Source organism: Halorussus pelagicus (genome assembly GCF_004087835.1).
Classification (GTDB): Archaea; Halobacteriota; Halobacteria; order Halobacteriales; family Haladaptataceae; genus Halorussus; species Halorussus pelagicus.
Genome location: NZ_CP035119.1, coordinates 2,844,454 through 2,859,370, shown reverse-complemented (window position 1 = coordinate 2,859,370; position 14,917 = coordinate 2,844,454). Strand labels below are relative to the sequence as shown.

The window sequence follows — 14,917 nt, the reverse complement described above, 5'->3', positions numbered from 1 at the left end:
ATGCGAACTTCCGGCTCAAGCGATTCTGTCATGAACTACGAAACGTGGAGTCCCGTCTACGAGCAGATTCTGCGCGACTTCGGCTTCGGCCGCGAGGCCGACGAGCGCGCCCGCGACGTGCTGGCCGACCTGACCGACCCCTTCGACCTCGCCGAACTTGACGTGTCGGGCGAGACGGTCGCAATCGCGGGGGCCGGGCCGTCGCTGACCGACCCCGACGACTCCCGCCGCCCGGCCGAACTCGCCCGCGCCCGCGAGACCGACGCCGTGTTCGCGGCGTCCACTGCGGCCGACCACCTCCGGGCGGCCGACGTTCGCGTCGATTGCATGGTCACGGACTTGGACAAAAACCCCGAGACCGCCAGCGAGTTGACCCGCGAGGGAACGCCTGTCGCGGCCCACGCCCACGGCGATAACGTGCCCGCGGTCCGCGAGTGGGTGCCCCGATTCGACGCCGAGCGCGTCCTCCCAACAACGCAGGCCCGGCCGGTCGCGCACGTCCGGAACTTCGGCGGGTTCACCGACGGCGACCGGGCGGCGTTTCTCGCGGACCACCTCGGTGCGGCCGAACTCGTCTTCGTCGGCTGGGACTTCGAGGACCCCGACGTGGACCCGATGAAGGCCGAGAAGTTGGCGTGGGCCGAGCGACTGCTCCGGTGGCTGGAACGCCGACGCGGCGAGGAGTTCGACGTGTTGGACGGGCGACGTGAGCGAATCGAAAACGAGGGGCCGCGCTAGGGGTTCAGAACGACTTTTCCGGTCGTCTCGCGGTTCTCAAGGGCCTCGTGGGCCGCGACGGCGTCTTCCAGCGGGAACGTCTCGCCGACAACGATTTCCAACTCGCCCGAGGCGAGCAGTCCTTGGAGTTCGGGCACCGACTGGAGGATGCGCTGTGGATCGCGCTGGAGCGCGTTTCCGAGGTGGAACCCCTCGACGGACTTGTTCTCGAAGAGGAGTCGCGTCGTCTCGACCTTGCCGGGGTCGCCGCTGGCCGCGCCGTAGGCCACGACGCGCCCGAAGTGCGAGAGGGCGTCGAGGCTCCGCGCGAACGTCTCGCCGCCCACGCCGTCCAGTACGAGGTCCACGCCCTCGCCGTCGGTCTCCTCCTCGACGACCTCGCGGAAGTCTTCCTCCTCGTAGTTGATGGGGTGGTCACAGCCGAGACGTTCGGCGAGTGCCAACTTCTCGTCGGTGCTGGCGGTGCCGAACACCTCCGCGCCCGCCGCGCTGGCCAACTGGACCGCCGCGGTGCCGACCCCGCCAGCGGCGGCGTGGACGAGGACGCGCTCGCCTTCTTCCAATCCGCCCCACTCGTGAAGCACCGCGTGAGCGGTCATGAACTGGACCGGGAAGCCAGCGGCCGCGTCGAGCGACATCGATTCGGGCACCTCGAACACCGACTGGGCGTCGGCGAGGACGTACTCGGCGTAAGCGTTCTGGCCGGTCATGGCGACCACGCGCTCGCCCTCCTCGCGCTGGACGCCCTCGCCCACGGCGTCGATGGTGCCCGCGGCCTCCATCCCCGGCACGTACGTCGGTTCCGGTCCGCCAACGTAGTGACCCCGCCGTTGCATGATGTCCGCGAAGTTGATGCCCGCGGCCTCGACCGCGATTCGCACCTCGCCCGCGCCCGGTTCAGGCTTTTCGCCGTCGGTCACTTCCAGTACGTCGCTGTCGCCGAACTCCGTTACTTCGACTCTCTGCATACCCTCGTCTTCGCGCCGGAGCCGCATAAACTCTCATGCCGTGGAGAGTTCTTCCGGCTCCCGTGAGAAACGATTATGCGCCCTTCGTGTGGAAACTGATACATGATTGGTCTCAAGGTGATGCTGTTCGGTATCGCTCTCATCTGCTTCGGCGGGTTCTTCGTGGTCGCGCAGACGGTCGGATACGTCTCCGGTGGTCTCTACTCCGTAGGTATGTTCGTTGGGCTTCTGCTCTCCTTTCTCGGCCTGCTGGTTGATGACGAGCAAGGCCGCGGCGACGACCAACAGACCGTCGCCGAGCGGTTCGATTCCAACGACGGCGACGAGAACGGAGACGACGAAAAGGAGAGTAACGACGCCGACCGGGCCGACCACTCCGCCAATTACTTCCCGCCGATGTAGCGTCGTTCGGAGTCGGTCGTACCCGTTGGGTTCGACCAAGATACTCCTCTTCGGGGTACGAAAGAACACGTCGGTTCCGGGCGAGTGCGACGCCAGCGTCAGTCGTCAACGACGACGTTCGCGTCGGCCGCGTTGGCTTTCACGCTCTCGATGCCCTGCTTGGCCTTCTGCTTCGAGGCGTAGCCCTGCCCCGAGTCCGCGACGACGTTGCGGTTTTCGTGGACCAGTCGCCAGCGCCATTTGCCGCTCTTGTCCTCGTACAACTCGAACGTTGCCTTGCTCATGATACACGAACGATTCCTCAGTCCCGTGATAAAAATCTTCCGTGGATAGCCCTCCGAAGCGGTACGGAGACCCGACTGTTCTCCCGGACCGGCGGCGTTCCCGCTCAGTTCTCGGGGGCCAGCGCGTCGATGGTCGCCTCCAGTTCGTCCTGCTCGGCACCGCGGGGGAACGAGACGGCCACGCGGTCCACGCCGTCGATGGTCTCGAACTCTCGAAGTTGCTCGCGGGCCTCCTCGGGCGTGCCGACCGCGCCGAGGTCCGCGAGCAGGTCGTCGCCGATGGCCGCTACCGCGCCTTCTTGATCGCCGTTGCCCCACGCCGAGGCGACTTCCTCGGCGGTCTCCTCGTAGCCCTGCCGCGAGAGGGCTTCCCGGTAGAAGGTGCCCATTCCGCCGACGTAGAACGCGAGGTGCTGGCGCGCCAGCGTCCGTGCGCGCTCGCCGTCCTCGGAGACCGCACAGGTCAGCGAGAGCGTGACCTGCGGGTCGTCGGGGTCCCGGTCGCCCAACTCCGCGCCGCGCCGGAGGTCTTCGAGTCGGTCCCGAATCCCGTCGGGCGTGAGCATCAGCGCGTGCCACCCATCGGCGAAGCGCCCGGCGAGTTCGACCGACTTCGGTCCCATTCCGGCCGCGTCGATGGGGACGGTCTCCTCGGGCGGGTCGCTCCGCAGGCGGAATCCGCCGATTGTGAAGATGTCGCCCGAGTAGTTGACCGTCTCGCCCGAGAGGACCTGCTGGATGATTTCGACGTACTCGCGGGTCCGGCGGAGCGGTCGCTCGAAGCTCTGGCCGTGCCACCCCTCGATGACGGCGGGACCGGAGGGACCGATGCCGAGGCGCAGGCGGCCGTCCGAGAGTTCCTGAAGCGAGGCCGCGGTCTGGCCCACGAGCGTGGGGGACCGCGAGTAGACGTTGAGGATGGACGGGCCGATACCGATTTCGTCGGTGCGCTCGGCGATTGCCGAGAGGACCGTCGCGGCGTCGCGTCCCCACGTCTCGGGAAGCCACGCGCGGCGATAACCGCGGTCTTCAGCCAGTTGGGCGAGCGAGACGATGTCGGCGATGCGCGGTCGGGCGGCGACCGGCAGGTGGATAGTTCGCTCCGTCATGGGTGTGACCACGGAACCGGCCACCATAGTTCCCGTGCCAACGACTCGCGCCGGGAACGCGGTTTATCGGGAGTGGAGTTGGTCGTCGCCTAGTCGGCCGGACGCTGATTCGGCGGGGCGAGAGCAGGGAAAGAGTAGACCGAGGTCGGAGCGCGCGTCAGACCTCGGGCGACTCCATCACGTCGGGGACGCCCGCGGCCGCGACGGTTTCGCCGACGACGAACGAGGCGGCGTCGCTGGCGAGGAACCGGGCCACGTCGGCGATTTCCTCGCTCGTCCCGACCCGGCGGTCGATGTCCGCTCGGTCCACGTCGTCGGCCGAGATGCCCATCTGGCTGGCGAGACCCGGCGTGGCGACGAACCCCGGTGCGATGCAGTTGACACGGACTCCATCACTCGCCCATTCGAAGGCGAGCGTCGAGGTGAGATTGACTACCGCGGCCTTGGCCGCGCCGTAGTGGCTCATGTAGGGCGCGCCCTGCTGGCCCGCCACGCTGGCGACGTTGACCACGCTTCCGCCGCCGTCGGCTTTCAGGTGTTCGGCGGCCGCCTGCGTGCAGTTGTACGTCCCGCCCAAGTTGATGTCGAGAACCTTCTGCCAGCCGTTGGCGCTGATGTCCTCGAAGTTCGCCATAAAGCTGGCTCCCGCGTTGTTGACCAGTACGTCGAGACCGCCGAACTCCTCGACGGTGGCCTCGACAAGTGCCTCCACGGCATCTCGGTCGGTCACGTCGCACTCTACGGCGAGCGCGTCGCCGCCCTCGTCGGCGGTCGCTTCGCGGATGTCCTCGGCCACCGGGTCCACGTTCGCCTGCTCGCGCGAGCAGACGACGACGTTCGCGCCGTCGGCGGCGAACTCCTCGGCGACGGCGCGCCCGATGCCGGAACTCGCGCCCGTCACGACCGCGGTCTTCCCGCCGACCGAGAAGCGGTCTCGGTGGTCGCTCATCGTCGGTCCCTCCGTCGAGTGACAGTGCATGTCATAGCCGTTATCTACAGGTCGATGCTTTGTAAGCGTAGGCAGAACCGCGAACAGCGGGAAAGGAGTTTTCGAGCCGGTTCGCCCGAAGCGGCCGAGTAATTAATACTGGTTACTAAATTCGATGTTATACCCAATTTCGGTTTCTCAGTAAACCTAAGGAAGTTACTCGTCATGTTTCCAAGGATGGGAACGACCGCGGACCTGTGGGACCGGACGACGACGTTCGCGCCGGGCGACGTGACCGGCGCGGTCGGCGACTCGGTGACGGTCTTGCCGGTGGTGGTCGCGGTGTCGGCGCTGACGGAGCTTCGGCTTCCGGTCCTCTTGCTGTGGTTCGGCGCGTTTCAGGTGGTCTGGGGGCTTCGCTACGGCGCGCCGGTCTCCGTCGAGCCGATGAAGGCGCTCGCGGCGCTGGTCATCGCCGGGTCGCTGACGGTGCCGGAGTTGGCGCTCGCGGGGACGCTCTCGGGCGTCGTCCTGCTCTCGTTGGGGTCGGTCGGCGCGCTCGGTACGCTCGCCGAGCGCATCGACCCGGCGGTGATTCGGGGCGTCCAGTTGGCCGTGGCGCTCGTCCTCGCGCGGACCGGTCTCGAACTCGGTGCAGGCGCGCCCGGAACCGCGCTCGCGGCCGCGGCCGTGGGCGGTGCGGTCGTCGCGCTCGGCTACCGGCGCGCGGCCGCGCTGGCGGTCCTCGCGGTCGGGGTCGGTCTCGCGGCGACCGAGACTGGCGCGCCGAGCGTCGCGGTGCCGAACCTCGACGTTGGAATCCTGCGCGGTAACATCGGCGTCGCCGTCGTCGCCGAGGCGGCAACGGGCGACGCCTTCGCGCTCACTACGGACGCGCTCGCCGCGACCGGCGCGCAGTTGGCGATGACGGTCGGCAACGCCGCCGTGGCGACCTCGCTTCTGCTGGACGACCTGTACGACGCCGCGGTGTCGCCCGACGAACTGGCGACGAGCATGGGCGCGATGAATCTGCTGGCGGTTCCGCTCGGCGCGCTTCCGATGTGCCACGGGAGCGGCGGGGTCGCCGGAAAGCACGCCTTCGGCGCGCGGACCGCGGGCGCGAACCTGATTCTGGGCGTCCTCTACGCCGTCGCGGCGCTCGGCGCGGCCGAGTTGGTCGCGGCGTTCCCGATGGCCGCGCTCGGAGTCGTCCTCGCGCTGGTCGCCGTCGAGTTGGGGAAGGCGAGTCTCGACACCGACTCGCTCGGCCTGACCGCGGGCGTCGGAGTGCTGGGCGTGGTGACGAACGTCGGTCTGGCGTTCGCGGCCGGAATCGCGGCGTCGGTGGTGCTGACGCGGTTGCGGTCGTGATTGCTCGCGGCGAGGTTCGGTCACAGGAGTGGGCGAAGACGTGTTGGTCAAACAGGGGTGACGCCCACTACTCTCGCTCGAACCCCGTCGTTTGACGGTCACGCAGTCCTCAGTTTCTTGCATGAACGTCCACTGGCACCGCCGGGACCTCCGCGTCGCCGACAACCGCGCGCTCGCCGAGGCCGCGACCGGCGAGGAGTCGGCCGCCGACGCGTCGGCGGCCGACGGCACAGTCCTGCCGGTCTTCATCTTCGACCCGGAGATTCTGGCCCACGCGTCGCCGCCCCGAGTCGCCTTCATGCTCGACGCGCTGGACTCGCTCCGCGCGGAGTACCGCGACCTCGGGGGCGACCTGCTTGTCGTCCGCGGCGACCCCCGCGAGGAACTGCCCCGAATCGCCGCGGCCTACGATGCCGAGGCGGTGTACTGGAACCGCGACTACTCCGGACTGGCGCGCGAACGCGACAGCGAGGTCCGCCTCGCGCTCGACGACGCCGGAGTCTCGCGGGCGGCCTACCACGACCAACTCCACCACGAACCCGGTTCGATTCGGACGAACGCGGGCGACCACTACTCGGTGTTCACCTACTTCGGGAAGAAGTGGCACGACCGCGAGAAGGACGCGCCCTACGACGCGCCCGAGGCGGGAGCGATAGCCGACGCCGAGCGGATTTCGGACGCCGACCTGCCCGGCGACGCGGCGCTCCCGACGCTCTCGGACCTCGGGTTCGTGGACCCCGAGGCCGACGTTCCCCCGGCCGGAACCGACGCCGCGCGCGAGCGACTGGACGCCTTCTGCGAGGACGCCATCTTCCGGTACGCCGAGGACCGCGACTACCCTGCGAGAGGTGGGACCTCGCGGCTCTCGCCGCATCTCAAGTGGGGCACCATCGGGATTCGGGAGGTCTGGCAGGCGACCGAAGACGCGATGGCCCGCGCCGACGGCGACCCCGACGAGGAGGGGAGTGAAGCGGCGTCAGTCAAGGAGTTCCGGAGTCAACTCGCGTGGCGAGAGTTCTACGCGCACGTCCTCTCGGCGCGCCCCGACGTGGTGACTCGCAACTACAAGTCCTACGACAACGACATCGAGTGGCGCGAGGACGACGAGGCCCTGCGAGCGTGGAAGGAGGGCCGGACCGGCTACCCCGTCGTGGACGCCGCGATGCGCCAACTCCGCGAGGAGGCCTACATGCACAACCGCCTCCGGATGGTCGTCGCCTCGTTCCTCACGAAGGACCTCCTGTTGGACTGGCGGGAGGGCTACGACTGGTTCCGCGAGAAGCTGGCCGACCACGACACCGGAAACGACACCGGCGGGTGGCAGTGGGCCGCCTCGACGGGCACCGACGCCCAACCGTACTTCCGCATCTTCAACCCCATGACGCAGGGCGAACGCTACGACCCGGACGCCGAGTTCATCAAGGAGTACGTCCCGGAGTTAGCCGACGCCTCCGCCGACGAGATTCACGGCTGGCACGAACTGAGCGACGCCGAGCGCGAGCGCGTCGCGCCGGAGTATCCCGCGCCAATCGTGGACCACGGCGAGCGCCGCGAAGCGGCGATTGCGATGTTCGAGCGAGCGCGGGGCGACGATTGAGGCGGGTCGTCGGTCCCTGAAAAGAGAGTCGTGCGCTACTCGCCGAAGGGGTCCTCGAAGTCGTTACGGATGAAGTACCGGACCCAGTTGCCGTAGGTGCGGTCGGTCAAATCATCGGCGACCTGTTCGTACCGGACGACGCCGTCGGTGTCCACGACGTAGGTGCCCGCGATGCCGGTCACGCCGTGACTCGTCTCCTCGGTGCCGCTGTACTGCTCGGAAACCTCGCCGTCGGGGTCCGCGAGCAGTTGGAAGTCGTAGTCGAAGCGGTCGCGCATCTCGACTAGTTTCGGGGCCGGACTCGTTACGACCGGGAGTACGTCCACGCCCTCGTTGAAGTGGAGGTCCTCGTACACCCTGCTGAACGTCGCCAACTGCTCGGCGCAGAAACTACACCAGTGGCCGCGGTTGACGAGGACGATAGTCGGCCCAGTTTCGAGCGTCTCTTCGAGCGATACCTCGCCGCCGGACGTGCTTTGGAGGCTGAATCCGGGTGCCTCGGAGCCTTCGAGCGTCACGAACGAACCGTCGCGTTCTACGTCAAAACCGATTGTGGCGGCGGCGGAGTTGACCGCGATTCCGGACGAGCGTCTCGACGGCGAGCGGTGGGCGACGAGCGACCGGCCGCGCTCCCCCCTACTCCGCCAGCGACAGGACCACTCGAAGGCCGATGGAAGCGAAGACGACCGCGACCTTGAGCAAGAGGAGAACGACTAGCACGGCCATCACGGCCCCTAAGACGGACTCGCCCCAGCGCCAGATTGGCTCGAACCAGACCGACGCGAACGCGAGACCGAGGAGACCGACCACGAGCGCGGCCACGACCGCGGGCGCAGCCTCGCGCCCGTCGGGGAAGGTTCGTCCCATGACTGTTCGTTTTCCGGGATTTGCATTAACTGTTAGGCATTTGGAAGTAGTCGTCGCCGAGCGACCAGAAGTCTCCGTCCGCTCGCGGGAGTTCGGTGCCCCTGCCTGCCTCCACACGTTCCCGCCCACGTCCGCGTCCCCGCATATCGGACGTTCGACTACTGGCTTAACACTTAACAGCGTGGCCGTTGCCCGGTGTATGGGGGAGAGACCAATGGCTACGTACGAACTACCGGACCTGCCGTACGACTACGACGCACTCGAACCGGTCATCGACCAGCGCATCATGGAACTGCACCACGACAAGCACCATCAGGGCTACGTTGACGGCGCGAACGCCGCCCTCGACAAGTTGGAGGAGATGCGCGGGAGCGGCGACTTCGGCGACGTGCGCTCAGTCAAGCGGAGCCTCGCGTTCAATCTCTCGGGCCACGTCAACCACACCGTCTTCTGGCAGAACATGCACCCGGACGGCGGCGGCGAACCCGGCGGCGAGCTGGCCGACGCTCTCGACGACCACTTCGGCGGGTACGAGGGGTTCAAGCAGGACTTCTCGGAAGCCGCGAAGGGCGTCGAAGGCTCCGGGTGGGGAATGTTGGTCTACGACCACGTCGCCGACAAACCGATGGTCGCCGCCGCAGAGAACCATCAGAACCAGCATCCGCAGGGCGCGACGCCGCTGCTCGTTTGTGACGTGTGGGAACACGCCTACTACCTCCAGTACGAGAACAATCGCGGGGAGTACGTGAACAACTTCTGGGACGTGGTGAACTGGGACGACGTGGAAGCGCGCTACCAGCAGGCGCGACAGGCCGACGCGATTCCGACCCACACCGAGTCGCACTGAACTCGGTCGAACCGAGAGTGAGCAAGGTATATAATTTTATTTACTGTAATCGATTTCACCGCGAGGGAGCGAAACGGTGTCGAGAGTGACTGAGAAGTCTGATTAGGGCAAATATGGAGGCATGTTACCAATCGACTTCTCAAAGCTTAAGAGTAAGAAGGGAGTTATATAGAATAGAGGTTCAATTATGTCCGAGCAATCAAACCCCGAACTACCACCGCTTCCGTACGACTACGACGCACTCGAACCACACATCAGCGAACAGGTGCTCACCTGGCATCACGACACCCACCATCAGGGCTACGTAAACGGGCTCGAAAGCGCCGAGGAGACGCTGGCCGAGAACCGCGAGAGCGGGGACTTCGGCGGCAGTGCGGGCGCGCTCGGCGACGTGACCCACAACGGCTCGGGTCACTACCTGCACACGCTGTTCTGGGACAACATGGACCCGAACGGCGGCGGCGAACCCGAGGGCGACCTGCTCGACCGCATCGAGACCGACTTCGGCTCTTACGAGGGCTGGAAGGGCGAGTTCGAGGCCGCCGCGAGCGCCGCGGGTGGCTGGGCGCTGCTGGTCTACGACCCGGTCGCCAAACAGCTCCGTAACGTCGCCGTTGACAAGCACGATCAGGGCGCACTCTGGGGCGCACACCCCATCCTCGCCCTCGACGTGTGGGAGCACTCGTACTACTACGACTACGGTCCGGACCGCGGCGACTTCGTGAGCAACTTCTTCGAGGTTGTCGATTGGGACCACGTCGCCGAGCAGTACGAGAAGACCGTCGGCAACCACGAGTAACTCCGAACCGCTCGTTTTCCCGACCTACGCGTTTTCTTTCGGTCGCTTCGTCCGATTAGCGGCGCGCTCGCTCGCAGTTTTCCCGAGTGACAGCGCTACCGCTCGACAGCTACATATGCCAATAGCCAGCAAACGGTTCAGTTCTATTGTGAAAAGCCCTCAATTTACATCAATATATAGATAGGGAGAGGTATATATTTTTTAGTAGGTTTATCCGATAGCTTGGGCTTCTCTCAGTCGATGACGGACGAACCGACTCGTCCCACGTTTTTGACCGCGGCAGGGGCATTGGGAACGCTGGCACTCGCGGGCTGTATCGGCGGCACGGGTGGCTCGGGAACGAACGAGAGTGGAACCGACGACTCGAACTCGGGGTCCGAGCAGGGAAGTCAATCGCCGAAGAAACTACGGGCTGGCGGCTCTTCGACGGTCTACCCGATTACGAGTACCGCGGGGTCGGTCTGGTCGTCGAATCCGCCCGCCAGCGACGAGGAGTATTGGGGTCCGAGCAACTACGACATCGACACCAACGAGCGTCGGGAAGCACAGTTGGATAACCTCCCCGACCCCGAGAACTAAGCGGTCACTCCGGCACGAAGGCGTCGAGTGGATACGCGGCGACCACGTCGTCGATGTCGTCGTCGAGTGCCCCGAAGTCGTAGCCGCCCTGTCGCCGGTCGAAACTGGCGAACGCGCCGATTTTCCGGTCGTCACCGGTCAGGAACGTCCGGAACTGCTCGAACTCGCCGAACCCACGGACGGTGTAGGCGTAGTCGGCGTAGTAGAGGTCTCGGTAGATGTCTCGGGTGATGTAGCCGTAGCGCTCGTTGTCCAAGAATCGCGGCACGTCGAGGTCCGCGATTTTTTCGGCCACGTCGTCGCGCAGGTAGAGTCGTTCGTGGTTGCGCTGGTCGAACAGCCACACGTCCCGAAGAGCGTCGTTCTCGAACGTCGAGAACGCTTCGACGAGCGCGCGCTTGGCTTCCGGTCGGCGTTCTGCGTTCTCGTCTCCCATTTCACTCAATCTGGGTCGCCCTCGTGTATAAAAATTAGGTCCCATTCGGCTCTCCGGAAACTGGACCAACCCCGGAATCGCCGACCTCGGAATCGCCGACCCCGGAATCCGCCCCGACGCCGAGACGAACCATTTACCCCGCGCTCGGTCGTACGCTCGGCCATGCCACGACCGAAGTCGGAGTTCGAACAGCTCCACCCCTGTGACTTCTACACTGCCGAGGAACTGCTCGACGCCGACCAGATGTACACCGTCTATGAAATCGCGCGCCTCCTGCAGGGTCTCGAACCCGACGCGGAAATCGACGCCGAGACCGAGGACATCCTGCTCGACTGGGCCATCCCGTGGGTGATGAACAACGCCGACGACCTTGTCATCGCCGAACCCGAGGACGACGACGAACCGGGCTACTACGGCCTGAAGTCCGACGACCGATGAGGATACTCGTCGCTGGCGGCGAGCGCGTTGACGCCGGAAAGACGACGTTTACGACTGGCCTGCTCTCCCGACTCGGCGCGGTCGGGTTCAAGCCCCGCGCGGGCAACGACTACTGGTTCGACCACGACGACTACCGGCACGCCGTCTCCGAGGGCCGACTCTACGGGAAGGACGCCAAGCGACTCGCCGACGCGAGTTCGACCGCCTGTGACGCCGATTTCGATCCCGAAGACCTGAACGCGGTCCATCGACTCTGGCGGCCCTCGCCCGGTCCCGACACCGGACTCGTCGGGCAGGCCCGCCGACAGTTCGTGCTGGACCGCGTCGGCGAGTCGTTCGTCGTGAACGCCCGCGCCGACGTGCCCGAGTCCGCCCGCAAAGCTCTCCCGTTGGCCGACGCGCCCGCCGTCGAATCGGTCGCCCAACTGGACGAAATCACCCGACAGCTCCACCTGCCGATGTTCGAGGGGTTCGCCGAGCGCGTCCGCGAACTCCAGCGCGAGACCGGCGGGACCGCAGTCGTGGAGTCGTACGGCGACGTTGCGCTCCCGATTCGGGGCCTCTCGTTCGACGCGGTAGCCGTGGTCGAACCCGGCCGCATGCGGGCCTACGACGGCGAGCGCTTCCTGAAGGCCTGCGAGGTGGCGGGCGGGAGCGCCCGCGAAGGCCGACTGGAGGTTCACACCGACGACGTGACAGACCTCGCGGACCCCAAGGCGACCGCACGCCTCCCGGCGCTCCCCAGCGAGGACCGACGGGACCCCGCCGCCGTCGCGCGCGCCTACGCCGACGCGTTCGGCGAACTGCTGGCGGTCACCGAGGCGTAGTCAGAAACCGATGTGGGAGGTCGAACTCGGCGCGTCGTCGCCGTCGTCCTCCGCGTCGTCGCTCCCTTCTTTCGCTCCGTCTTCGAGGCTTCCCTCGTGGACGAACTCGTAGCCGTCGTCGGTCAGGTAAACCCCGCCGTCTTCGACCGCGACTGCGACCGAGACGAGCGTCGTGCCCGCGGCGTCCCCGTTGTCGCAGTCGCCCGAGCAGGCATCGAACAGCGACCCGTGCTTCGGGCAGACGACCTGCCCGTTGCGCATCGCCGCGCCGAATCCGCGGTCGAGTCGCTGGGCCTCGTGGGTACAGCGGTTGACCCACGCCTCGACCCCGGAGTCGGCGCTCGCGTCGCTTGCGTCATCGTTCCTGTCTTTGCCGTCTTCGCAGGGCACCAGAATCACTTCGTCCAGTTCGCCGTGACGGTCTCGGACCGTGAACAGCCACGAACGTTGTTCATGGACCGTCTCCGCCGCGGTCAGTCGCGTTTGCTCGGTCACGGCGCGAAACACGAACCGACAGAAAATAAATCTGGCCGACGGGTCGCCGTTCGCCGAAACTCACCCCATCCGGGCCGCGCGAGCGGCCAGTTCCACGTCGTGATACGGGTCGGTGGTGACGCTCGGCCCGTGGCCGACGTACATCTCCGAGAGCGTCTCGTCCGTGCGCTCGCGCACTCGGTCGATGCTCTCGACGAGTCGGTCCCGGTCGCCCTCTTCGAGGTCGGTCCGGCCGAAGCTTCCGTTCTGGAAGATCAAGTCGCCCGCAAACAGGACGCTCGCGGCCGACGTGTGGAAGCAGAGGTGGTCGTTCTTGTGGCCCGGCGTGTGGAGTGCCGTGTAGGCGTGGTCGCCGAGTCGCACCGTCTCCTCGTCCGCGATGGCGTTCTCGACGGCGGGGTGGTCGGTGTCGAAGCCCCACGTCTCGACGCCGAACGCCTCCGTGACGGCGTCGAGGTTTCCGATGTGGTCGTGGTGGGTGTGCGTGAGAACGACCGCGTCGAGGTCCGCGCCCCGGTCGCGGACTCGCTCGACGGCGTCGAAGTTCGCCCCGGTATCGACCAGCACGGTCCGGTCGCCCTCCACGAGAAAGGCGTTGCTCGTGAACGCCTGCACGCCGCGCGCGAGGTTCGTAATCATGCGTCGTGGTAGTAGCGGGAGGGGTTTGTGGGTGTCGCTGTCAGTTGAATCGGAAATTGCCTCCGACGAAAGCGGGAAACAAAAAAGGCGAAACACCGAAGGTGGCTCTGTGGGATATTCCGATAACCGAGAGCCTACTATGGAAGTCAAACTGCTGAAAGCCACTGAGGACCCGGAAGAGACGATTTGTACCGCGGCGCGCAACGATTACATGGAGGAGTTCGCCGGTGACAAGTCGTTCAAGGAAATCATGACGACGATTGAGGGCGAGACCATCGAGGAGAAGAAGGAGACGCTTATCGGACATCTTCTGAAGCAGGGGCACTTCGGTCCCTTCGAACACCCGCAGGCGACGTTCGCGGTGAAGGGCATCAGCCGGTCCTGCATGGCTCAAATCACGCGCCACCGGCACGTCTCGTTCGACGTACGGAGCATGCGCTACGTCTCGTTCGACGACGTGGACCCCGAGAACGTCGCCGAGGGCGAGATGGTTGTCACGCCGCCGTCCGCCAACGACCCCGATTGGGTCGGTCGGAACCAGAAGGGCGGCGCGGTGGACGACGAAACCGTCGAGAAGCGAGAGGAGATTTTCCGGGAGTCCGTCAAGCGGTCGGTCGAGGATTATCAAGAGCTGCTCGACCTCGGGATGCCACCGGAGGACGCCCGGTTCGTCCTGCCCATCGGAACCGAGGTCAACATGGTGCTGTCGATGAACGCCCGGATGCTCATGCACGTCGCCGATATGCGCGCGGCGGCCGACGCCCAGTGGGAAATTAGGGAGATGACGGAGGAAATCCTCGACTTGGCGAAGGAGTGGTGTCCCATTACCTTCGAGTACTACGAAGAGAACATGAAGAACCGAAAGAATCGACTCGCGCCCTAACTTCTCGTCGCGGTGCTGGTCTGGTCGCTCCGCTACTCGTCGGCCAGTTCTTCGACCAACGTTTCTAAACTGTAACTCTCCAGTGGATTATCAGTATCCCGTAACGAGGAGATGACGAACGTCGAGTTGGTGCGCTCGACGCCGTCGATGCTCTCGAACTCGCTGATGAGGCGTTCGACCGCGTCGCTGTCGGGGAGGCGCGCGACGAGGATGAAGTCGGTTTCGCCCATGGCGAAGTACGCCTGCGTGACGCCCTCGACAGCAAGCAGTTCCTCGCCGAACTCCTCGTAGGAGTCGCTGTAGTCGGCCAGCACCTCCACGACGACGGTGACGCCGAGACCCGCCGCTTCGAGGTCGATGTCGTAGAGGTCGTTCTCGATGACGCCCTCCTCGCGCAGGTTGTTCAGTCGGTAGTGGATGGTCGAGACCGGGATGTCGGTCTCCTCGCTCAGTTTCTCGGGACTGCCGGTTCCGAGGTCGGCGATGGCCTTCAGGATGGTCACGTCGCGCTCGTCCATTTTCCTCCACGTTGCGGCCCCGACTACTTAACCTCGGGTCTGTCGGTGTGGCGAGAATAGGCGACGCCGACCGTCCGAGTCAGGTCGAACCGAGAAGAGTCAGTATTTGCGATAGATGTTGGCTAAAATAACCGTCTTTAGTCCTATATTCGTCTCCAGTTCAACTACGACTGGCTCTGTTGTAGAAGCGTT

At 65.7% G+C, this 14,917-nt stretch carries 20 protein-coding genes; 10 read left to right on the top strand and 10 right to left on the bottom strand.

Going from position 1 to position 14,917, the window contains the following annotated elements; all coding sequences use genetic code 11:
* Positions 1 to 30: 30 nt before the first annotated feature.
* Entirely contained in the window at positions 31 to 738 is a 708-nt protein-coding gene (locus EP007_RS14420) for a 6-hydroxymethylpterin diphosphokinase MptE-like protein (protein ID WP_128478318.1), read from the top strand.
* On the opposite strand, the gene EP007_RS14415 is transcribed toward EP007_RS14420, so the two are convergent.
* Positions 735 to 1,706 (bottom strand): quinone oxidoreductase family protein, encoded by a 972-nt coding sequence (locus EP007_RS14415; RefSeq protein ID WP_128478317.1) that lies wholly within the window; start codon positions 1,704 to 1,706, stop codon positions 735 to 737. The genes EP007_RS14420 and EP007_RS14415 overlap by 4 nt on opposite strands.
* Positions 1,707 to 1,808: 102 nt before the next feature.
* On the opposite strand from EP007_RS14415, the gene EP007_RS14410 reads away from it, so the two are divergent.
* Complete coding sequence (locus tag EP007_RS14410) at positions 1,809 to 2,108, top strand: hypothetical protein (protein ID WP_128478316.1); 300 nt, start codon at positions 1,809 to 1,811, stop codon at positions 2,106 to 2,108.
* A 98-nt stretch (positions 2,109 to 2,206) separates the two neighbouring features.
* Here the strand turns inward: EP007_RS14410 and EP007_RS14405 are convergent, their stop codons facing one another.
* The 3 genes from EP007_RS14405 to EP007_RS14395 form a co-directional block, all read right to left on the bottom strand.
* Entirely contained in the window at positions 2,207 to 2,392 is a 186-nt protein-coding gene (locus EP007_RS14405; protein WP_128478315.1) for an HVO_2922 family protein, read from the bottom strand.
* A gap of 104 nt (positions 2,393 to 2,496) precedes the next feature.
* Positions 2,497 to 3,501 carry a TIGR04024 family LLM class F420-dependent oxidoreductase gene (locus tag EP007_RS14400; RefSeq protein ID WP_128478314.1) on the bottom strand — a complete coding sequence of 335 codons (1,005 nt, stop codon included), beginning with the start codon at positions 3,499 to 3,501 and terminating at the stop codon, positions 2,497 to 2,499.
* 157 nt (positions 3,502 to 3,658) lie between these two features.
* Positions 3,659 to 4,450, bottom strand: a complete 792-nt coding sequence (locus EP007_RS14395) for an SDR family NAD(P)-dependent oxidoreductase (protein WP_128478313.1) — start codon at positions 4,448 to 4,450, stop codon at positions 3,659 to 3,661.
* 216 nt (positions 4,451 to 4,666) lie between these two features.
* On the opposite strand from EP007_RS14395, the gene EP007_RS14390 reads away from it, so the two are divergent.
* On the top strand, positions 4,667 to 5,800 hold the full coding sequence (locus tag EP007_RS14390; protein ID WP_128478312.1) for a putative sulfate/molybdate transporter: 1,134 nt from the start codon (positions 4,667 to 4,669) through the stop codon (positions 5,798 to 5,800).
* Between the two features lie 121 nt (positions 5,801 to 5,921).
* Positions 5,922 to 7,397 (top strand): cryptochrome/photolyase family protein, encoded by a 1,476-nt coding sequence (locus EP007_RS14385; protein ID WP_128478311.1) that lies wholly within the window; start codon positions 5,922 to 5,924, stop codon positions 7,395 to 7,397.
* Positions 7,398 to 7,432: 35 nt separating this feature from the next.
* Here EP007_RS14385 and EP007_RS14380 read toward each other — a convergent pair whose 3' ends face one another.
* Together EP007_RS14380 and EP007_RS14375 are read right to left on the bottom strand one after the other, a co-directional pair.
* Entirely contained in the window at positions 7,433 to 7,915 is a 483-nt protein-coding gene (locus EP007_RS14380) for a peroxiredoxin family protein (protein WP_128478310.1), read from the bottom strand.
* Between the two features lie 118 nt (positions 7,916 to 8,033).
* The gene (locus EP007_RS14375; RefSeq protein WP_128478309.1) at positions 8,034 to 8,264 is read right to left on the bottom strand and encodes a hypothetical protein; all 231 of its coding nucleotides are present in this window, start codon (positions 8,262 to 8,264) and stop codon (positions 8,034 to 8,036) included.
* A gap of 214 nt (positions 8,265 to 8,478) precedes the next feature.
* Between EP007_RS14375 and EP007_RS14370 the strand changes: the two genes are divergently transcribed.
* The 3 genes from EP007_RS14370 (at position 8,479) to EP007_RS14360 (ending at position 10,489) form a co-directional block, all read left to right on the top strand.
* Positions 8,479 to 9,111 carry a superoxide dismutase gene (locus EP007_RS14370; protein ID WP_128478308.1) on the top strand — a complete coding sequence of 211 codons (633 nt, stop codon included), beginning with the start codon at positions 8,479 to 8,481 and terminating at the stop codon, positions 9,109 to 9,111.
* A 187-nt stretch (positions 9,112 to 9,298) separates the two neighbouring features.
* Complete coding sequence (gene sod, locus EP007_RS14365) at positions 9,299 to 9,910, top strand: superoxide dismutase (RefSeq protein ID WP_128478307.1); 612 nt, start codon at positions 9,299 to 9,301, stop codon at positions 9,908 to 9,910.
* Positions 9,911 to 10,150: 240 nt separating this feature from the next.
* A complete protein-coding gene (locus tag EP007_RS14360; RefSeq protein ID WP_128478306.1) occupies positions 10,151 to 10,489 on the top strand; it encodes a hypothetical protein in 339 nt (112 codons plus the stop codon).
* Between the two features lie 4 nt (positions 10,490 to 10,493).
* On the opposite strand, the gene EP007_RS14355 is transcribed toward EP007_RS14360, so the two are convergent.
* The gene (locus tag EP007_RS14355; protein ID WP_128478305.1) at positions 10,494 to 10,925 is read right to left on the bottom strand and encodes a DUF7522 family protein; all 432 of its coding nucleotides are present in this window, start codon (positions 10,923 to 10,925) and stop codon (positions 10,494 to 10,496) included.
* A gap of 162 nt (positions 10,926 to 11,087) precedes the next feature.
* Here EP007_RS14355 and EP007_RS14350 point away from each other — a divergent pair, with 162 nt between their 5' ends.
* Positions 11,088 to 11,363, top strand: coding sequence for a DUF5827 family protein (locus tag EP007_RS14350; protein WP_128478304.1), 276 nt, complete (start codon positions 11,088 to 11,090; stop codon positions 11,361 to 11,363).
* On the top strand, positions 11,360 to 12,190 hold the full coding sequence (locus tag EP007_RS14345) for an ATPase (RefSeq protein WP_128478303.1): 831 nt from the start codon (positions 11,360 to 11,362) through the stop codon (positions 12,188 to 12,190). The genes EP007_RS14350 and EP007_RS14345 overlap by 4 nt, the downstream gene beginning before the upstream one ends.
* Here the strand turns inward: EP007_RS14345 and EP007_RS14340 are convergent, their stop codons facing one another.
* Both EP007_RS14340 and EP007_RS14335 read right to left on the bottom strand, forming a co-directional pair.
* Positions 12,191 to 12,685, bottom strand: coding sequence for a Rieske (2Fe-2S) protein (locus tag EP007_RS14340; RefSeq protein ID WP_128478302.1), 495 nt, complete (start codon positions 12,683 to 12,685; stop codon positions 12,191 to 12,193).
* Positions 12,686 to 12,745: 60 nt separating this feature from the next.
* On the bottom strand, positions 12,746 to 13,324 hold the full coding sequence (locus tag EP007_RS14335) for an MBL fold metallo-hydrolase (protein WP_128478301.1): 579 nt from the start codon (positions 13,322 to 13,324) through the stop codon (positions 12,746 to 12,748).
* Positions 13,325 to 13,463: 139 nt separating this feature from the next.
* Here EP007_RS14335 and thyX point away from each other — a divergent pair, with 139 nt between their 5' ends.
* Positions 13,464 to 14,207 (top strand): FAD-dependent thymidylate synthase, encoded by a 744-nt coding sequence (gene thyX / locus EP007_RS14330; protein ID WP_128478300.1) that lies wholly within the window; start codon positions 13,464 to 13,466, stop codon positions 14,205 to 14,207.
* Between the two features lie 32 nt (positions 14,208 to 14,239).
* On the opposite strand, the gene EP007_RS14325 is transcribed toward thyX, so the two are convergent.
* Positions 14,240 to 14,725, bottom strand: coding sequence for an Lrp/AsnC family transcriptional regulator (locus EP007_RS14325; protein ID WP_128478299.1), 486 nt, complete (start codon positions 14,723 to 14,725; stop codon positions 14,240 to 14,242).
* Positions 14,726 to 14,917 lie beyond the last annotated feature (192 nt).

Coding starts and splice junctions, on each gene's coding strand:
- EP007_RS14415 (WP_128478317.1), bottom strand. CDS start 1,706: ATGCAGAGAGTCGAAGTAACGGAGTTCGGCGACAGCGACGTACTGGAA.
- EP007_RS14325 (WP_128478299.1), bottom strand. CDS start 14,725: ATGGACGAGCGCGACGTGACCATCCTGAAGGCCATCGCCGACCTCGGA.
- EP007_RS14335 (WP_128478301.1), bottom strand. CDS start 13,324: ATGATTACGAACCTCGCGCGCGGCGTGCAGGCGTTCACGAGCAACGCC.
- EP007_RS14345 (WP_128478303.1), top strand. CDS start 11,360: ATGAGGATACTCGTCGCTGGCGGCGAGCGCGTTGACGCCGGAAAGACG.
- EP007_RS14410 (WP_128478316.1), top strand. CDS start 1,809: ATGATTGGTCTCAAGGTGATGCTGTTCGGTATCGCTCTCATCTGCTTC.
- EP007_RS14420 (WP_128478318.1), top strand. CDS start 31: ATGAACTACGAAACGTGGAGTCCCGTCTACGAGCAGATTCTGCGCGAC.
- EP007_RS14360 (WP_128478306.1), top strand. CDS start 10,151: ATGACGGACGAACCGACTCGTCCCACGTTTTTGACCGCGGCAGGGGCA.
- EP007_RS14385 (WP_128478311.1), top strand. CDS start 5,922: ATGAACGTCCACTGGCACCGCCGGGACCTCCGCGTCGCCGACAACCGC.
- EP007_RS14375 (WP_128478309.1), bottom strand. CDS start 8,264: ATGGGACGAACCTTCCCCGACGGGCGCGAGGCTGCGCCCGCGGTCGTG.
- EP007_RS14405 (WP_128478315.1), bottom strand. CDS start 2,392: ATGAGCAAGGCAACGTTCGAGTTGTACGAGGACAAGAGCGGCAAATGG.
- thyX (WP_128478300.1), top strand. CDS start 13,464: ATGGAAGTCAAACTGCTGAAAGCCACTGAGGACCCGGAAGAGACGATT.
- EP007_RS14390 (WP_128478312.1), top strand. CDS start 4,667: ATGGGAACGACCGCGGACCTGTGGGACCGGACGACGACGTTCGCGCCG.
- EP007_RS14355 (WP_128478305.1), bottom strand. CDS start 10,925: ATGGGAGACGAGAACGCAGAACGCCGACCGGAAGCCAAGCGCGCGCTC.
- EP007_RS14400 (WP_128478314.1), bottom strand. CDS start 3,501: ATGACGGAGCGAACTATCCACCTGCCGGTCGCCGCCCGACCGCGCATC.
- sod (WP_128478307.1), top strand. CDS start 9,299: ATGTCCGAGCAATCAAACCCCGAACTACCACCGCTTCCGTACGACTAC.
- EP007_RS14370 (WP_128478308.1), top strand. CDS start 8,479: ATGGCTACGTACGAACTACCGGACCTGCCGTACGACTACGACGCACTC.
- EP007_RS14350 (WP_128478304.1), top strand. CDS start 11,088: ATGCCACGACCGAAGTCGGAGTTCGAACAGCTCCACCCCTGTGACTTC.
- EP007_RS14395 (WP_128478313.1), bottom strand. CDS start 4,450: ATGAGCGACCACCGAGACCGCTTCTCGGTCGGCGGGAAGACCGCGGTC.